The 14,124-nt window shown below is 71.4% G+C and carries 16 protein-coding genes; 11 read left to right on the top strand and 5 right to left on the bottom strand.

What is annotated here, in order from left to right; genetic code table 11:
- Positions 1-101: 101 nt before the first annotated feature.
- Together AQJ64_RS14145 and AQJ64_RS14140 are read left to right on the top strand one after the other, a co-directional pair.
- On the top strand, positions 102-977 hold the full coding sequence (locus AQJ64_RS14145) for a biotin--[acetyl-CoA-carboxylase] ligase (protein WP_055634358.1): 876 nt from the start codon (positions 102-104) through the stop codon (positions 975-977).
- Positions 978-1,125: 148 nt separating this feature from the next.
- Positions 1,126-2,256, top strand: a complete 1,131-nt coding sequence (locus tag AQJ64_RS14140) for an adenylate/guanylate cyclase domain-containing protein (RefSeq protein WP_055634359.1) — start codon at positions 1,126-1,128, stop codon at positions 2,254-2,256.
- Positions 2,257-2,274: 18 nt separating this feature from the next.
- Here the strand turns inward: AQJ64_RS14140 and AQJ64_RS14135 are convergent, their stop codons facing one another.
- A complete protein-coding gene (locus tag AQJ64_RS14135) occupies positions 2,275-2,883 on the bottom strand; it encodes a hypothetical protein (protein WP_059202673.1) in 609 nt (202 codons plus the stop codon).
- Positions 2,884-3,146: 263 nt separating this feature from the next.
- On the opposite strand from AQJ64_RS14135, the gene AQJ64_RS14130 reads away from it, so the two are divergent.
- The 3 genes from AQJ64_RS14130 (at position 3,147) to hutH (ending at position 6,822) form a co-directional block, all read left to right on the top strand.
- Positions 3,147-3,950: an enoyl-CoA hydratase/isomerase family protein gene (locus AQJ64_RS14130; RefSeq protein ID WP_059202672.1), complete on the top strand. Its 804-nt coding sequence runs from the start codon at positions 3,147-3,149 to the stop codon at positions 3,948-3,950.
- A 90-nt stretch (positions 3,951-4,040) separates the two neighbouring features.
- Entirely contained in the window at positions 4,041-5,186 is a 1,146-nt protein-coding gene (locus tag AQJ64_RS14125; RefSeq protein WP_055637294.1) for a GGDEF domain-containing protein, read from the top strand.
- Positions 5,187-5,283: 97 nt separating this feature from the next.
- Positions 5,284-6,822: a histidine ammonia-lyase gene (gene hutH, locus AQJ64_RS14120; protein WP_055637295.1), complete on the top strand. Its 1,539-nt coding sequence runs from the start codon at positions 5,284-5,286 to the stop codon at positions 6,820-6,822.
- Between the two features lie 55 nt (positions 6,823-6,877).
- Here the strand turns inward: hutH and AQJ64_RS14115 are convergent, their stop codons facing one another.
- Both AQJ64_RS14115 and AQJ64_RS14110 read right to left on the bottom strand, forming a co-directional pair.
- A complete protein-coding gene (locus AQJ64_RS14115; protein ID WP_055637296.1) occupies positions 6,878-7,690 on the bottom strand; it encodes a hypothetical protein in 813 nt (270 codons plus the stop codon).
- Positions 7,691-7,732: 42 nt separating this feature from the next.
- Positions 7,733-8,068 carry an LPXTG cell wall anchor domain-containing protein gene (locus AQJ64_RS14110; protein ID WP_206189838.1) on the bottom strand — a complete coding sequence of 112 codons (336 nt, stop codon included), beginning with the start codon at positions 8,066-8,068 and terminating at the stop codon, positions 7,733-7,735.
- A gap of 109 nt (positions 8,069-8,177) precedes the next feature.
- Between AQJ64_RS14110 and AQJ64_RS14105 the strand changes: the two genes are divergently transcribed.
- From AQJ64_RS14105 to AQJ64_RS14090, 4 genes are all read left to right on the top strand, one after another.
- Positions 8,178-8,501: a hypothetical protein gene (locus AQJ64_RS14105; RefSeq protein ID WP_055637298.1), complete on the top strand. Its 324-nt coding sequence runs from the start codon at positions 8,178-8,180 to the stop codon at positions 8,499-8,501.
- 224 nt (positions 8,502-8,725) lie between these two features.
- Positions 8,726-9,988, top strand: a complete 1,263-nt coding sequence (locus AQJ64_RS14100) for a L,D-transpeptidase (protein ID WP_206189839.1) — start codon at positions 8,726-8,728, stop codon at positions 9,986-9,988.
- 136 nt (positions 9,989-10,124) lie between these two features.
- Positions 10,125-11,591 carry an ABC transporter permease gene (locus tag AQJ64_RS14095; protein WP_055637299.1) on the top strand — a complete coding sequence of 489 codons (1,467 nt, stop codon included), beginning with the start codon at positions 10,125-10,127 and terminating at the stop codon, positions 11,589-11,591.
- Positions 11,592-11,632: 41 nt separating this feature from the next.
- Positions 11,633-12,319: an ABC transporter ATP-binding protein gene (locus AQJ64_RS14090; RefSeq protein WP_055637300.1), complete on the top strand. Its 687-nt coding sequence runs from the start codon at positions 11,633-11,635 to the stop codon at positions 12,317-12,319.
- On the opposite strand, the gene AQJ64_RS14085 is transcribed toward AQJ64_RS14090, so the two are convergent.
- Together AQJ64_RS14085 and AQJ64_RS14080 are read right to left on the bottom strand one after the other, a co-directional pair.
- Complete coding sequence (locus tag AQJ64_RS14085) at positions 12,288-12,737, bottom strand: ATP-binding protein (protein ID WP_055637301.1); 450 nt, start codon at positions 12,735-12,737, stop codon at positions 12,288-12,290. The two genes, AQJ64_RS14090 and AQJ64_RS14085, sit on opposite strands and share 32 nt — an antisense overlap.
- A complete protein-coding gene (locus AQJ64_RS14080; RefSeq protein ID WP_055637302.1) occupies positions 12,734-12,937 on the bottom strand; it encodes a hypothetical protein in 204 nt (67 codons plus the stop codon). The genes AQJ64_RS14085 and AQJ64_RS14080 overlap by 4 nt, the downstream gene beginning before the upstream one ends.
- Positions 12,938-13,074: 137 nt before the next feature.
- Here AQJ64_RS14080 and AQJ64_RS14075 point away from each other — a divergent pair, with 137 nt between their 5' ends.
- Both AQJ64_RS14075 and AQJ64_RS14070 read left to right on the top strand, forming a co-directional pair.
- Positions 13,075-13,908 (top strand): helix-turn-helix domain-containing protein, encoded by an 834-nt coding sequence (locus AQJ64_RS14075; protein WP_055637305.1) that lies wholly within the window; start codon positions 13,075-13,077, stop codon positions 13,906-13,908.
- Positions 13,880-14,083, top strand: a complete 204-nt coding sequence (locus AQJ64_RS14070; protein ID WP_059202671.1) for a DUF397 domain-containing protein — start codon at positions 13,880-13,882, stop codon at positions 14,081-14,083. Before AQJ64_RS14075 ends, AQJ64_RS14070 begins: the two co-directional genes overlap by 29 nt.
- Positions 14,084-14,124: the final 41 nt, after the last annotated feature.

Here is a 14,124-nt window from a genome sequence, read left to right as displayed (position 1 = left end):
GCTCCCTGCCTGCTCAAAAGGGGGGACGGTTACTCATCCGTAGAGTAGTGGTGCCCCCACCAATCAGCAGTGCGGCGTTTCACACACCTAGGGTGGCTTGCATGACGCCCCGAGATGCCTCAGACGCCGACGGCAGCCGCTGGTCCGACCTCGACCGGCCGCCCCTCAACGCCACCTCCCTGCGCCGGGCGCTGGTCCGTGACGGCGGCCACGGGGGCCTGTACCGCGACCTGGAGGTCGTCCAGCGCACCGGGTCCACCAACGCCGACCTCGTGGCCCGTGCCGTGGCGGGGGACGCGGACGAGGGGGCCGTCCTCGTCGCCGAGGAGCAGACCTCCGGGCGCGGCCGCCTGGACCGGCGGTGGACGGCACCCGCGCGTTCCGGCCTGTTCCTCTCCGTGCTGCTGCGGCCGGCCGAGGTCCCCGTCGCCCGCTGGGGCTGGCTGCCGCTGCTCACCGGCGTGGCCGTCGCCACCGGCCTGGCGCGTGCGGCGGGCGTGGACACGGCACTCAAGTGGCCCAACGACCTGCTGGTGACCGTGGGGGGCGAGGAGCGCAAGGCGGGCGGGATTCTCGCCGAGCGGGCCGGGGAGGACGGCGTGGTCGTCGGTGTCGGCATCAACGTCACCCTGCGCGCGGACGAACTGCCGGTCCCGCAGGCGGGTTCGCTGGCGCTGGCCGGCGCGGTGAACACGGACCGCGACCCGCTGCTACGGGCCGTCCTGCGGTCGCTGGAGGAGTGGTACGGCCGCTGGCGCGCGGCCGGCGGCGACCCGGCGGCGAGCGGTCTCCAGGAGGCGTACGCGGCGGGTTGCGCGACGCTGGGGCGTGAGGTGCGGGCCGAGCTGCCGGGGGACCGCTCCGTGGTGGGGGAGGCGGTGGCCGTGGACGGCGACGGCCGCCTGGTGATCGCGACGAGGGACGGGGTGCAGGAGCCGGTGGGGGCGGGGGACGTCGTGCACTTGAGGCCCGCGTAGGAGAAATGCGGCAGGGCCCGCGCGGACGCCGGGTGCCGTACAGCCGTACGGGACTTAACGTCGGCTCCACGGGCGTGAGCTACCGCACACTGCCGTACAGTTGAGGCCGGTCGATACCTGACCGCGGAAGATCGGAAGGGCAGCAGGCGTGACCGTCGACGACACGGGCTCCGGCGCGGGCGCGGAACGCCGGGTGGACCCCCACGCCGCCGATCCCGGCGAGGACAACCCGCTCGCGCTGCGCCTCGAACAGCTCATCCTCGGCGCCGAGCGCCGCTACACCCCGTTCCAGGCCGCCCGCAGCGCCGGTGTCTCCATGGAGCTGGCGTCCCGTTTCTGGCGGGCGATGGGCTTCGCCGACATCGGGCAGGCCAAGGCGCTCACCGAGGCCGACGTCCTGGCGCTGCGCCGGCTGGCCGGTCTGGTCGAGGCGGGGCTGCTCAGCGAGGCGATGGCGGTGCAGGTGGCGCGGTCGACGGGGCAGACCACCGCCCGGTTGGCGGAGTGGCAGATCGACTCCTTCCTGGAGGGCCTGACCGAGCCGCCCGAGCCGGGGATGACCCGTACCGAGGTCACGTACCCCATCGTCGAACTGCTGCTGCCCGAGCTGGAGGAGTTCCTGGTCTACGTCTGGCGCCGGCAGCTCGCCGCGTCCGCCGGGCGGGTGGTGCAGGCCGCGGACGACGAGGAGATGGTGGACCGGCGGCTCGCCGTCTGCTTCGCCGATCTGGTCGGCTTCACCCGGCTGACCCGCCGCATGGAGGAGGAGGAGCTCGGCGAGCTGGTCGAGGCGTTCGAGACGACCTCCGCCGACCTGGTGGCGGCCCGCGGCGGACGGCTGATCAAGACCCTCGGCGACGAGGTGCTGTACGCGGCGGACGACGCGGGCACCGCCGCCGACATCGCGCTGCTGCTGGTCGAGACGATGAGCAACGACGAGACGATGCCCGAATTGCGGGTCGGCATGGCGTTCGGCACGGTCACGACCCGGATGGGCGACGTCTTCGGCACGACGGTGAACCTGGCCTCCCGGCTGACGTCGATAGCGCCGCGGGACGCCGTGCTCGTGGACAGCGCGTTCGCCGAGGAGCTGATCCGCACCGGGGACGCGCCGGCCTCGGAGGCGGAGGCCGCCGAGGCGGCCGCGGCGGCGGAGAAGGAGGGCGAGGAGCCGCCGAAGTACCGCTTCGCGCTCCAGCCGATGTGGCAGCGCCCGGTGCGCGGCCTCGGTGTGGTGGAGCCCTGGCTGCTCAGCCGCCGCCAGGAGCCGGGCGACTGACCTGGCGCCCTGGGGGTGTCACCGTGTGGACGGCATGTTCAGTGCGTCCACGCACAGGCCTACGACGGGGACGCACACGCCCGGTTGCCGGGTCTGGGCGGGCTGTGGCGGGGCGGGGGCCGGGGAGGCGGCGGTCGTCGGCGGGGGTGCCGGGGGCGGCGGTGCGGGTGTGGTCAGGGGCGCGGCGGTGCGGGGCGGTGCGGGTGCCGGGGTGTGTGCGGGGGCGGGGGTGGAGGAGGCGCCCGGGGTGAGGGCGGCCGGGGTGGGCGTGCCAGGGGTGCCGGGGACCAGGCTGGCCTCGGGGGCCGGCTCGGGGCTCGCGCCGCCCATCGCGGAGGGCGCGGTCGGGGTGGCCGCGACGGTGGCCCCGGCGCCTGCGGCACGGTCCGTGGCGGTGCCGGCGCCGGTGACGGGCTCCGGGTGGGGTTCCGCCTCCGCGGTGCCGATGCCGGTGACCCCGCTCGGGCCGGACGACATCCTCACCAGGCTCAGCATCCCCGCGGCCAGCGCGAGGCCGCCCGCGGCGAACAGCACCTTGCGGGGCCGGGGCCGGCGGTGCCGGCCGCGCGGGGCCGCCCAGAGCCGAGTGGTCTCCACCTGCGTGTCGTCCACCGGTGTGCCGGCCATCGCGTTCCCTCCCGCTGCGGTCGCGCCCCCACTGCGCCGGGGCGGACGCACGTTATGCGCTCCTCTGGGCGGTCGGAGACGACTTGGGCGAGATGTCACTCGAACGGGTGGACGCCCCCGCTGAGGGCGTGTGAACGGGCCCCGCCGGGGAACCGCTGCCGCTCCCGTCGCCCGGGTCGGCCCTTTCCTCCGGCGGGCGGGCCTGGGATGATCGGGCGGTGCGCGGTGTTAACCGTCGTTAACTGGGTGCCTTGGAGGATGTCATGGGCGAGGAACGGTTCGGGGAGTTCGTGGTGGTGCGGCGGCACGGGGACGGGGGGCATGTCGCGGAGCTGGTGCTCGACCGGCCCAAGGCCATGAACGCCGTGTCCACCGAGATGGCCCGGTCCCTCGGCGGGGCGTGCGCGGCGCTGGGGGAGGACCGGGACGTACGGGTCGTCGTGCTCACCTCGACGCACGAGCGGGCGTTCTGCGTCGGCGCCGACCTCAAGGAGCGCAACTCCTTCACCGACGACGACCTGCGGCGCCAGCGGCCGGTCACGCGCGCGGCGTACACCGGGGTGCTGGAGCTGCCGGTACCGACGGTCGCCGCGGTGCACGGGTTCGCCCTGGGCGGGGGGTACGAGCTGGCCCTCGCCTGCGATGTGATCGTCGCCGACCCCACGGCCGTGGTGGGACTGCCGGAGGTGTCGGTGGGGGTGATCCCGGGCGGTGGCGGCACACAGTTGCTGCCGCGCCGGGTGGGGGCGGCGCGGGCCGCCGAGCTGATCTTCACGGCGCGGCGGGTGGAGGCCGGGGAGGCGCGGGAGCTGGGCCTGGTGGATGTGCTGGTGGAGGAGGGCCGGGACCGGGAGGAGGCGCTGGCCATGGCCGCGAGGATCGCGGCGAACTCACCGGTGGGGCTGCGGGCCGCCAAGCGGGCGCTGCGTCTGGGGCACGGGCTGGACCTGCGGGCGGGGCTGGAGGTCGAGGACGCCGCCTGGCGGACCACGGCGTTCTCGGGGGACCGGGCGGAGGGCGTCGCCGCGTTCAACGAGAAGCGGGCGGCCCGGTGGCCGGCGGAGTGACCGCCGTGCCCCGGGCCGCGGCGCCGTCCCCCGTCACTCCAAGTGCCCACTCGTAGCCCATTTCACAGTAAATATCCCTAACCTGGGGCAATGGGTGAGGACAGACGCCTTGCGGCCGTCGTGGCGCTCGCGCAGGGGATGGCCGCCGCGCACACGCCCCGCGAGTCGTGGCGGGCGGCGGCGCTCGGGGCGTGCCGGGCACTGGCCGGCGGGTTCGCCGCGCTGTCGGTGTGGGAGCGGGACCTGGGGCGGCTGCGCGTCCTGGTGAACGTGGGGGACCGGGCCGCCGACGAGGAGGAGTTCCCCGACGTCGAGGCCTACCCGGTGCACCAGTTCCCCGAGATCACCGAGTTCCTGCACGAGCGCTGGGCGTCCGGGGGCGAGCCCAACGCCTGGGTGGAGACGGCGGAGGGGGCGGCGGAGGGACGGCCCGGGTACTGCCATCAGAGGGTCGCCGCCCTGCGCCGCCGGGGCCGCGGCTCGTGCGTCGTCGCGCCGATCGTGCTGCACGGGCGCGCCTGGGGCGAGCTGTATGTCGCCCGCTCCTCCGGCACCCCCGTCTTCGACCGCGCCGACGCCGACTTCGCGACGGTCCTCGCGGCCGTCGTCGCCGCCGGGCTCGCCCAGACCGAGCGGCTGGAGGAGGCCCGTCGTCTCGCCTTCACCGACGCCCTCACCGGGCTCGCCAACCGCCGTGCCGTCGACGTACGCCTGGAGGAGGCGGTCGAGCAGCACCGTGCGCGAGGGGTCGTGGTGAGTCTGGTGGTCTGTGACCTCAACGGGCTGAAGCGGGTCAACGACACCCTGGGGCACGCCGTGGGGGACCGGCTGCTGGAGCGCTTCGGGTCGGTGCTGTCGCTGTGCGGGGCCATGCTGCCGGAAGCGCTGGCCGCCCGGCTCGGCGGGGACGAGTTCTGTCTGCTCGCGGCCGGGCCGAGCGCCGACGACGTGGTGCGGGTGGCCGGCGAGCTGTGCCGCCGGGCCGGGGAACTGGAGTTGGGTGAGGGCGTGGCCTGCGGGGTCGCCTCCACCGGCGACCCCATCGGGCCGGTGCGCACCGCCCGCAGGCTCTTCCGGCTCGCGGACGCCGCCCAGTACCGTGCCAAGGCCGTGCGGGCCGCCCGGCCGGTGGTCGCGGGCCGCGAGGGCCCCGACGATCCCGTCGTACGCCTGGCCGACGAGCCGCCGCGGGAGCGGCCCGCGGCCGAGCGGCGCAGCTTCCGCGGCCGGCCCTGAGCACCCCGGACCCGACTGTGACGTATTCGGTAAGGGGTGAACCGCACACCCACTGGTGACATCTTCGTCTTCACTGCGTACGCTCCTGAATATGGATATGCACACTGTGGTGGTGGGGACGTCCGGGGTGACCGCGTCCGACGTACTCGCCGTGGCGCGCGGCGGCGCCCGCGTCGAGCTCTCCGGGGAGGCGGTCGCGGCCCTCGCCGCGGCCCGCGGGATCGTGGACGCGCTCGCGGCCAAGCCCGACCCGGTCTACGGCGTCTCCACCGGGTTCGGCGCCCTCGCCACCCGGCACATCAGCCAGGAACTGCGCGCCCAGCTCCAGCGCAACATCGTCCGCTCGCACGCCGCCGGCATGGGCCCGCGCGTCGAGCGCGAGGTCGTCCGCGCGCTGATGTTCCTGCGGCTGAAGACCGTCTGCTCCGGCCACACCGGCGTACGGCCCGAGGTCGCGCAGACCATGGCCGACATCCTGAACGCCGGCATCACCCCCGTCGTCCACGAGTACGGCTCCCTCGGCTGCTCCGGCGACCTCGCCCCCCTCTCCCACTGCGCCCTCACGCTGATGGGAGAGGGCGAGGCCGAGGGCCCGGACGGGACCGTACGCCCCGCCGGCGACCTGCTCGCCGAAGCCGGCATCGACCCGGTCGAACTGCGCGAGAAGGAGGGCCTGGCCCTCCTCAACGGCACCGACGGCATGCTCGGCATGCTGATCATGGCCCTCGCCGACCTGGACCGGCTCTACAAGTCCGCCGACATCACCGCCGCCCTCAGCCTGGAGGCGCTGCTCGGCACCGACAAGGTCCTCGCGCCCGAGCTGCACGCCATCCGCCCGCACCCCGGCCAGGGCGACTCCGCCGCCAACATGCTCGCCGTCCTCACCGGCTCCGAGCTCACCGGACACCACCAGGACGACGCCCCCCGCGTCCAGGACGCCTACTCGGTGCGCTGCGCCCCGCAGGTCGCCGGCGCCGGACGCGACACGATGGCCCACGCCCGGCTCGTCGCCGAGCGGGAGCTGGCCTCGGCCGTCGACAACCCCGTGGTGCTGCCCGACGGGCGGGTGGAGTCCAACGGCAACTTCCACGGCGCCCCGGTGGCCTACGTCCTGGACTTCCTCGCGATCGCCGTCGCCGACCTCGCCTCCATCGCCGAGCGGCGCACCGACCGGCTGCTGGACAAGAACCGCAGCCACGGCCTGCCGCCGTTCCTCGCCGACGACGCCGGTGTCGACTCCGGGCTGATGATCGCCCAGTACACGCAGGCCGCGCTGGTCGCCGAGCTGAAGCGGCTCGCCGTACCGGCCTCGGCGGACTCGATCCCGTCCTCCGCGATGCAGGAGGACCATGTGTCGATGGGCTGGTCGGCGGCGCGCAAGCTGCGCACGGCCGTCGACAACCTCACCCGCGTCATCGCCGTCGAGCTGTACGCGGCCACGCGCGGCATCGAACTGCGCGAGGGTCTCACCCCGGCGCCCGCGACCCGCGCGGTCCTCGACGCCGTACGCAAGGCCGGTGTCGAGGGGCCCGGTCCCGACCGGTTCCTGGCGCCCGACCTCGCGGCGGCGGACGCGTTCGTGCGCGAGGGACGGCTGCTCGCGGCGGCGGAGACCGTCACCGGACCGCTGAGGTAGCACAGTTGGGCCCTGCCGTACGGAAGTGACGGCAGGGCCCTGTGTGGCGTGTGGGTTATTTGAGCTTGCCGAGCTGGGCCGTGACCACGGCCGCCGGGACCGGACCCATGTCGCCGCCGTCGGCGAACGCGGCGAAGTTGACCGTGTAGAACGTGGCCACGGTGTTGTCCTTGCGGATCACCTCGGCGTGGAACGTGGCCGTGCCCTCGCCGTCCATGTCGACGTCCTCGGAGAACGCCACCGACTCGTCGCCGCCCCCGGTGCCCTTCTCCTTGGCGACCTTGGTGACCTTGGAGGTCTCGCCGTCGGCCTTCAGGCCGTACCCGCCGGAGCAGGCCGCGATGCCGTCGGAGACGGCCTTCACGGCCTTCTGGGCACCGTCGCCGTCGTACGAGGACAGACCCACGAACGTCAGGGTGATGTCGAACGCGTCCTCGATGTCGGCCTCGCTGACGTCGTCCAGGGAGGTCGGGGCGTCCGAGGCCTTGTCCGCCGACACGGTGTTGCCGGCGTTCGCGTCCGTGTCACCCGGGGCGAGCGCGGCCGTGGCCCAGGCCAGCGGGTCGCACGCCGCCTTGTCGGTCTTCACCGCGGACTTGGACTTGGGGAGCGTGTCGTCCCCGTCGGCCACCTTGTAGCCCTTGACCTCGCCCTGCGCGAGCAGCAGCTTCTCCAGCTCGGCCGAGGTCAGCGCCTTCGCGTCCGAGCCGGACGACGAGGACGACGAGGACGACGAGGACGAGGCCCCCTTGGAGTCCCCGGAGTCCTTCTTCGACCCCTCGTCCGACGAGCAGCCCGTGAGCAGGGCGAGTGACAGTGCGCCGATCGCGGCTGTGGAGCACAGCCGCGCCCCCGTTGATCTCTTCATGGGCGGACTATGAAACGTCTGTCAAAGAAGAGTCAAGCCAATTCAAAAACCCAGACGTTCCCGGCGTACCGAATAGACGACGAAACCGGCGCCCAGAGCGAGCAGCGTGGTACCGCCGATCACGTACGGGGTGGTGTCGAAGCTTCCGGTGTCGGCGAGCCGGGTGCCGTCGTCGGACGCGGTCGACGCGGTCGACGCGGTGGTCGCGTGCGTCACGGTGGCCGTGGACGCGGCCCGCGCCTGGGCTGTGACCTGCGTCGTCGTCTCTGTTCTGGCCGCAGTGTCCTGGGTCGCGTTGGCGGACGGGACGAACCACAGGGCGCCCAGCAGGGTGCCCGCGGCGGTGGCGGTCAGCAACGGACGGCGAGCGGATGACACCGGATATCGATCCCCTTGTGGCGCTGGCGAATTGGCCCTGGGACCCGATGCTAGTGAAAGGCGCGGGTCGCGGGAAAGTTGCGGGAGCTGTGAGCCGTACGCTCCGGGCATGAGTGCCGAGGAGACATCACGTTTTGTACGGGTCCGGGTGGATCTGGTGGTCGAGGTGCACGACCCGGACGCGCTGACCGGGGCGGCGGTCGCGCGGATCGAGGACGATCCCGAACTCCCGGACGCCGAGCGCGTTCACGCCCGCAGCGCTGTGACGGAAGACACCGCCGAGGCGATCGCCTCTCTCGTGGATCCGTTCGACCTGGTCAGCGAGGTGCCCGGGGTGGAGCTGCAACAGGCCTCCTGGTCCACGGAACAGATCGACTACGACCCGGACTCGCCTGAGTGGGGTCCGTACGAGGATGATGGCGAGGACGAGTAAGGCGACGGGGGAATTACATGCCCCCGGAGGGCAACCGCCCTCCGCGGTTTCGCCGTCTCAGCGGACGCGTGGACCGACCACCGCACCACCCGTCCCGGGCGGGTCCCACCGCCCGCGTGGACGTGGCGTGGCCCACACATTCGGAGAATGTGGAACGGGGCCAACCGGTCGCAGCGTTTAAGTTCTTTAACGGGGACTCTCGGGGTTTCAGGGAATCGGCAACGATGGAGAAGCGTGTGATGACGGACAGTAGGCGGCGCCGAGGTCTGATGACGGCGTCCGCACTGCTCGGCGGTGTGCTGATGCTGACCGCGTGTTCCAGCGGCGACAGCAGTGCCTCGGACGGCAAGGACAGCTCCTCGCAGGCCAAGGCCGACGAGGCGGCGGCGAAGAAGTCCTCCGAGGCACAGATCAAGATCACACCCGCGGACGGCTCGAACAACGCCTCCATCAACAACTCGGCGGCCGTCACGGTGAGCAAGGGCACGCTCACCGAGGTGACGATGACCACCGCCGAGGGCACCGCCGTCGAGGGCACGCTCTCCGCCGACAAGACCAGCTGGAAGCCGAACGTCCAGCTGGAGCGTTCGACCACCTACAAGGTCGCCGCCAGCGCGAAGGACTCCAAGGGCCTGGAGGCCCATGAGAACGCGTCCTTCACCACGGTCTCCCCGGACAACAGCTTCATAGCCAACTTCACGCCCGAGGACGGCTCGACCGTCGGCGTCGGCATGCCCGTCTCGATCAACTTCAACAAGGAGATCACCAACAAGGCGGACGTGCAGAAGGGCATCACCGTCACCTCCAGCAGCGGCCAGGAGGTCGTCTGCCACTGGTTCTCCACCGTCCGCATGGACTGCCGTCCCGAGGACTACTGGAAGGAGAACTCCACCGTCACGCTGAAGCTGGCGCTCGACGGTGTCGAGGGTGCCAACGGTGTCGTCGGCGTCCAGCAGAAGACGGTCACCTTCAAGATCGGCCGCAACCAGGTCACCACCGTCGACGCGCAGACCAAGCAGATGAAGGTCACGCAGGACGGCAAGGTCGTCAAGACCATCCCGATCTCCGCCGGTTCGCCCGACAACAAGACGTACGAAGGCCAGATGGTGATCTCCGAGAAGTTCAAGGAGACCCGGATGAACGGCGCGACGGTCGGCTTCACCGACTCCGACGGCAAGGGCGAGTACGACATCAAGGACGTCCCGCACGCCATGCGCCTGACCACCTCCGGCACCTTCGTGCACGGCAACTACTGGGGCGCGAAGTCGATCTTCGGCGCGGTGAACACCAGCCACGGCTGCGTCGGCCTCTCGGACACCAAGGGCGCCAACGACGCGAGCACGCCGGCCGCGTGGTTCTACAACAACTCGATCATCGGTGACGTCGTGATCGTCCAGAACACCGGCGACAAGACGGTGGCCCCGGACAACGGCCTCAACGGCTGGAACATGGACTGGGCCCAGTGGAAGGCCGGTTCGGCCGTCTGATCCCTGGTCAGCTCAGAGTTTTCCGATGCCGCCCCCAGGGGCGGCATCGGTGTTTCCGGGGTCAACCACAGCCTTCTCATGCTTCTCTTATTTCTGCCTTATGGAGTCATCACACGCCGTATCTACCTTGCGGCGCATGTTCTTCACCTACCTGAGGCGCGAGCTGCGCCGCCGCAGAAAGGCGGCCCTCGTCGTCGCCTCCGGACTCGCGCTGGGCATCGCGCTGGTCATCGTGGTCTCCTCCGTGTCCTCCGGCATGGGGAAGGCCCAGGACAAGGTCCTGCAGTCCCTGTACGGCCTGGGTACGGACATGACGGTCACCAAGGCCGCCTCGCCCACCGCGAGCGCCTCGGACCGCCCGCGCTTCCAGTTCGACGCGCAGGACAACGACTCCGACGAGGAGCAGAGCACCGACCGGGTCCTGGTCCAGGGCTTCCAGACCCTCGCGACCTCCACCGTCTCCAAGGTCGGCAAGCAGAGCGGTGTCTCCGACGCCGTCGGCGGACTGAGCCTCCAGGTCATCAAGGTCAGCGGCCAGTTCACCCGCGGCCAGTTCCAGCAGAACGGCAACGGCGGCACCCAGGGCGGCCCCGGCGGCGGTCAGGGCGGCGGCCAGCCGCAGGGTGAAGTGCAGGGCGGCGGCGCCAACTTCGACGTCAACAACTACTCCGTCTTCGGCACCGACGTCGCCCGGCCCGACCTCGGCCCGCTGACCTCCTCCAAGATCACCAGCGGCCGTGCCTTCAAGGCCTCGGAGACGAACGCCAAGGTCGCCGTCATCGACTCGGCGTACGCCAAGGAGAAGAAGCTCAAGGTCGGTTCGACCGTCACCATCAAGAGCGTCAAGTTCAAGGTGGTCGGCGTCGCCACGGCCGACAGCGGCGACTCCGCCGCCAACGTCTACATCCCGCTGACCCAGGCCCAGACGATCAGCGACTCGAAGAACAAGGTCACCACGATCTACGTCAAGGCGACCGACTCGCAGAAGATCGACAGCGTCAAGTCGGCGATCCAGAAGAACGTCTCGGGTACGACGGTGACGACCTCCGCCGACCTCGCGGACACCGTCTCCGGCTCCCTCTCCACGGCCTCCTCCCTCGCCACCAACGTCGGCAAGTGGCTGTCCATCGCCGTCCTCGTCGCGGCCTTCCTGGTCGCCGGCCTGCTCACCTCCTCCGCGGTCTCCCGCCGCGTCCGTGAGTTCGGCACGCTCAAGGCCCTGGGCTGGAAGTCCCGCCGGGTCACCGGCCAGGTCATCGGCGAGGCCATGGTCAACGGCCTGCTCGGCGGCGCCCTCGGTATCGCCCTGGGCCTCGCCGGCGCGTACGCCGTGACGGCCGTCAGCCCCACCCTGGAAGCCTCCCTGGGCGGCGGCGGTGGCGGCGGCATGGGCCAGGGCGGCCCCGGCGGTGGCGGCGGCTTCGGCGGCCCCGGCCGCGCGGCGTCCAAGACCCTCGACGTGGCCCTCACGGCACCGGTCAGCGTGACGACGGTGGCCATCGCGGTGGGCCTGGCGGTGGCGGGCGGCCTGATCGCCGGCGCCTTCGGCGGCTGGCGGGCGTCGCGGCTCCGGCCGGCGGACGCACTGCGCCGAGTCGAGTAGTCCCGCCAAGCCCCATACCAACTCAGGGAGTTGACCCCACCATGTACGAACTCAGAGGCGTCACCAAGCGCTACACCCGCGGCAAGGACATCGTCCACGCCCTCGACGGCGTCGACCTGACCATCGCCGACGGCGACCGCCTGGTCATCCAGGGCCCCACCGGCGGCGGCAAGTCCACCCTGCTCCAGATGCTCGGCGGCCTGGACCGCCCCTCCGAGGGCGAGGTCGTCCTCGACGGCACCGACCTCGCGAAGCTCTCCGAGGCCAGGCTGACGAAGGTCCGCAGCGAGAACATCGGCTTCGTCTTCCAGTCCTTCAACCTCATCCCGACGCTCACCGCCCAGGAGAACGTCGAGACCGCCCTCGTCCCGCTGGGCGTCAAGGTCAAGGACCGGCGCGAGCGGGCGGCGGAGGCGCTGAAGTCGGTGGGCCTGGGTGAGCGCCTGGGCCACCTCCCCTCGGAGATGTCCGGCGGCCAGCAGCAGCGCGTCGCGATTGCGCGAGCGCTGGTCAAGCAGCCGAAGGTGCTGCTGGCCGACGAGCCGACGGGCAACCTCGACGAGGGGATGCGCGACGAGATCATGGACGTGCTGGAGCGCCTGTGGAAGGAGCACGGGCTGACCTTCATCATGGTCACCCATGACTCGTCGATCGCGAAGAAGGCTCCGCGGGTGGCGACGATCCGCAAGGGCAAGATCACGGTGAAGGAGAACGCGGCGTCTTCGTGACGCGGTGACTCGACGACTCGGCCCGACCTGGCCCCCCGGCACACTGCGGTGTGTTCCGGGGGGTTCGGGCTTCTTGCACCTCGCACCAGACGGTCTTGCGACCCGCCCCCCGCTCGACGCCCCACCTCTCCGCGAGGGCGTCGAGCAGGGCGAGGCCTCGACCGGACTCCTCGGTGGTGGTCGCGGGCAGGAGGACGGGCAGGGCGCGGGGGTCGGGGTCCGTCACCTCGATGCGGGTACGGCCGTACGACGTGCCGGTGACGCGGACCGTCACCGGGGTGCCCTCGCCGAGGTGGTCGATGACGTTGGTGAGCAGCTCGCTGACGCAGAGGCGTACGTCGTGACCGTGCCGGCGGAGCTGGTCGCGGAGTTCGGGGACCGACTTCGGGGTGGCGAGGAGGCTGAGTTCGAAGGTCACCGGTCGGCGGCCTTCCTGAGGAGGGCGGCCAGGTCGCGGGCGGTGGCGGGGTTGCAGTTCCCGAGTGCCACGAGGGTCTGGCGGTAGGGGGACGTGAACGTCGGCAGGTCGATCCGGAGCGAGGGCAGGGTGATGCCGTGCAGGGCGAGCGCGGCGCGGAGTTCCTCCACGCAGGCGATCGAGTCGTCGGGGGTGGCCACGGGCTCTCCTGTGCGTACTGTGACGAAACGCTCACAGAATGCTTCCCCGGTGGCTACCGTGAAAGAGGTTTCGCGTTCGCGATCCGTACGGCGGAGGAGGATGAGCGGTGGCCCGGGGCAAGGACATTGACGGCTCGATGAGCGTTCCGACCTTCTACGGCAAGGAGTTGCGGTGGAAGAGGGAGGCGGCGGGGCTGTCGTTGGATGCGTTCCTCGAAGGCAGCTTCTACGGGAAGACGTACCTGAGCGACATCGAGCACGGGGAGCGGAGGATGCCGATCGATCTGGCCCGGCATGCGGATCGGGTGCTGGGGACCGACGGGTTCTTCGAGCGGCACTGTGAGGACGTACGGAAGGCCCGGAGGGGTCCGCACGCTGCGTACTTCGAGAAGGTCCTGGAGGCGGAGAAGCACGCGGAGTCCATTGAGGAGTGGTGTCCGATCACCTTCCCCGGACTGCTCCAGACCGCCCCGTACGCACGGACGCTGGTCCGGTCGGCCCACCCGGCGGCCTTCGACGAGTGGGTGGAGGAGAAGGTGACGGCCCGACTGGCCCGAGCCCGCCTCTTCGAGGAGGATCACTCAACCCCGGAGTACTGGGTGATCCTGCACGAGTCGCTGATCACGGAGCCGATCCTGCCGCCGCTGGAGATGGCCGAACAACTGGACCGGATCGTGGAGTTGGCCGAGAGGCATCGGATCACTCCGCAGATCGTTCCGCGAACGTGCGGCGCGTATCCCCTGATGGCCGCCTCCGTCATGGTGATGACCTTCCCGGACGCGCCGCCGCTGGTCTACACCGAGGCTTCGTACAGCGGTGACACCATCGACGATCCGGCCCTCGTGAAGCAGTACCGCAAGGCATACGATCGGCTCAGGGCCGTCGCGCTGTCACCGGAGACGTCCCTGGCGATGATCAAGGCGGCGGCAGAGGACTTCCGACATGGCGAGCAACCGGATCGACTTGAGTGACGCGCTCTGGACCAAGAGCAGCTACAGCAACGGTGATGGCGGCAACTGCGTCGAAGTCGCCGCCAACCTCCCCCACCTCATCCCCGTCCGGGACTCCAAGCTTCCCCACGGCCCCGTCCTCCTCCTCACCCCCACCGCCTGGTCCCCCTTCCTCGCGGCCATCAGTGAGCGCTGAGCGAACACACCCCCGGAAGTACAGCCTCCGCCGGCCCACTC

Source organism: Streptomyces griseoruber, from assembly GCF_001514205.1.
Classification (GTDB): Bacteria; Actinomycetota; Actinomycetes; order Streptomycetales; family Streptomycetaceae; genus Streptomyces; species Streptomyces griseoruber.
Note: the sequence above shows the minus strand (reverse complement) of the source record. Positions and strands in the feature narration are given on the sequence as shown.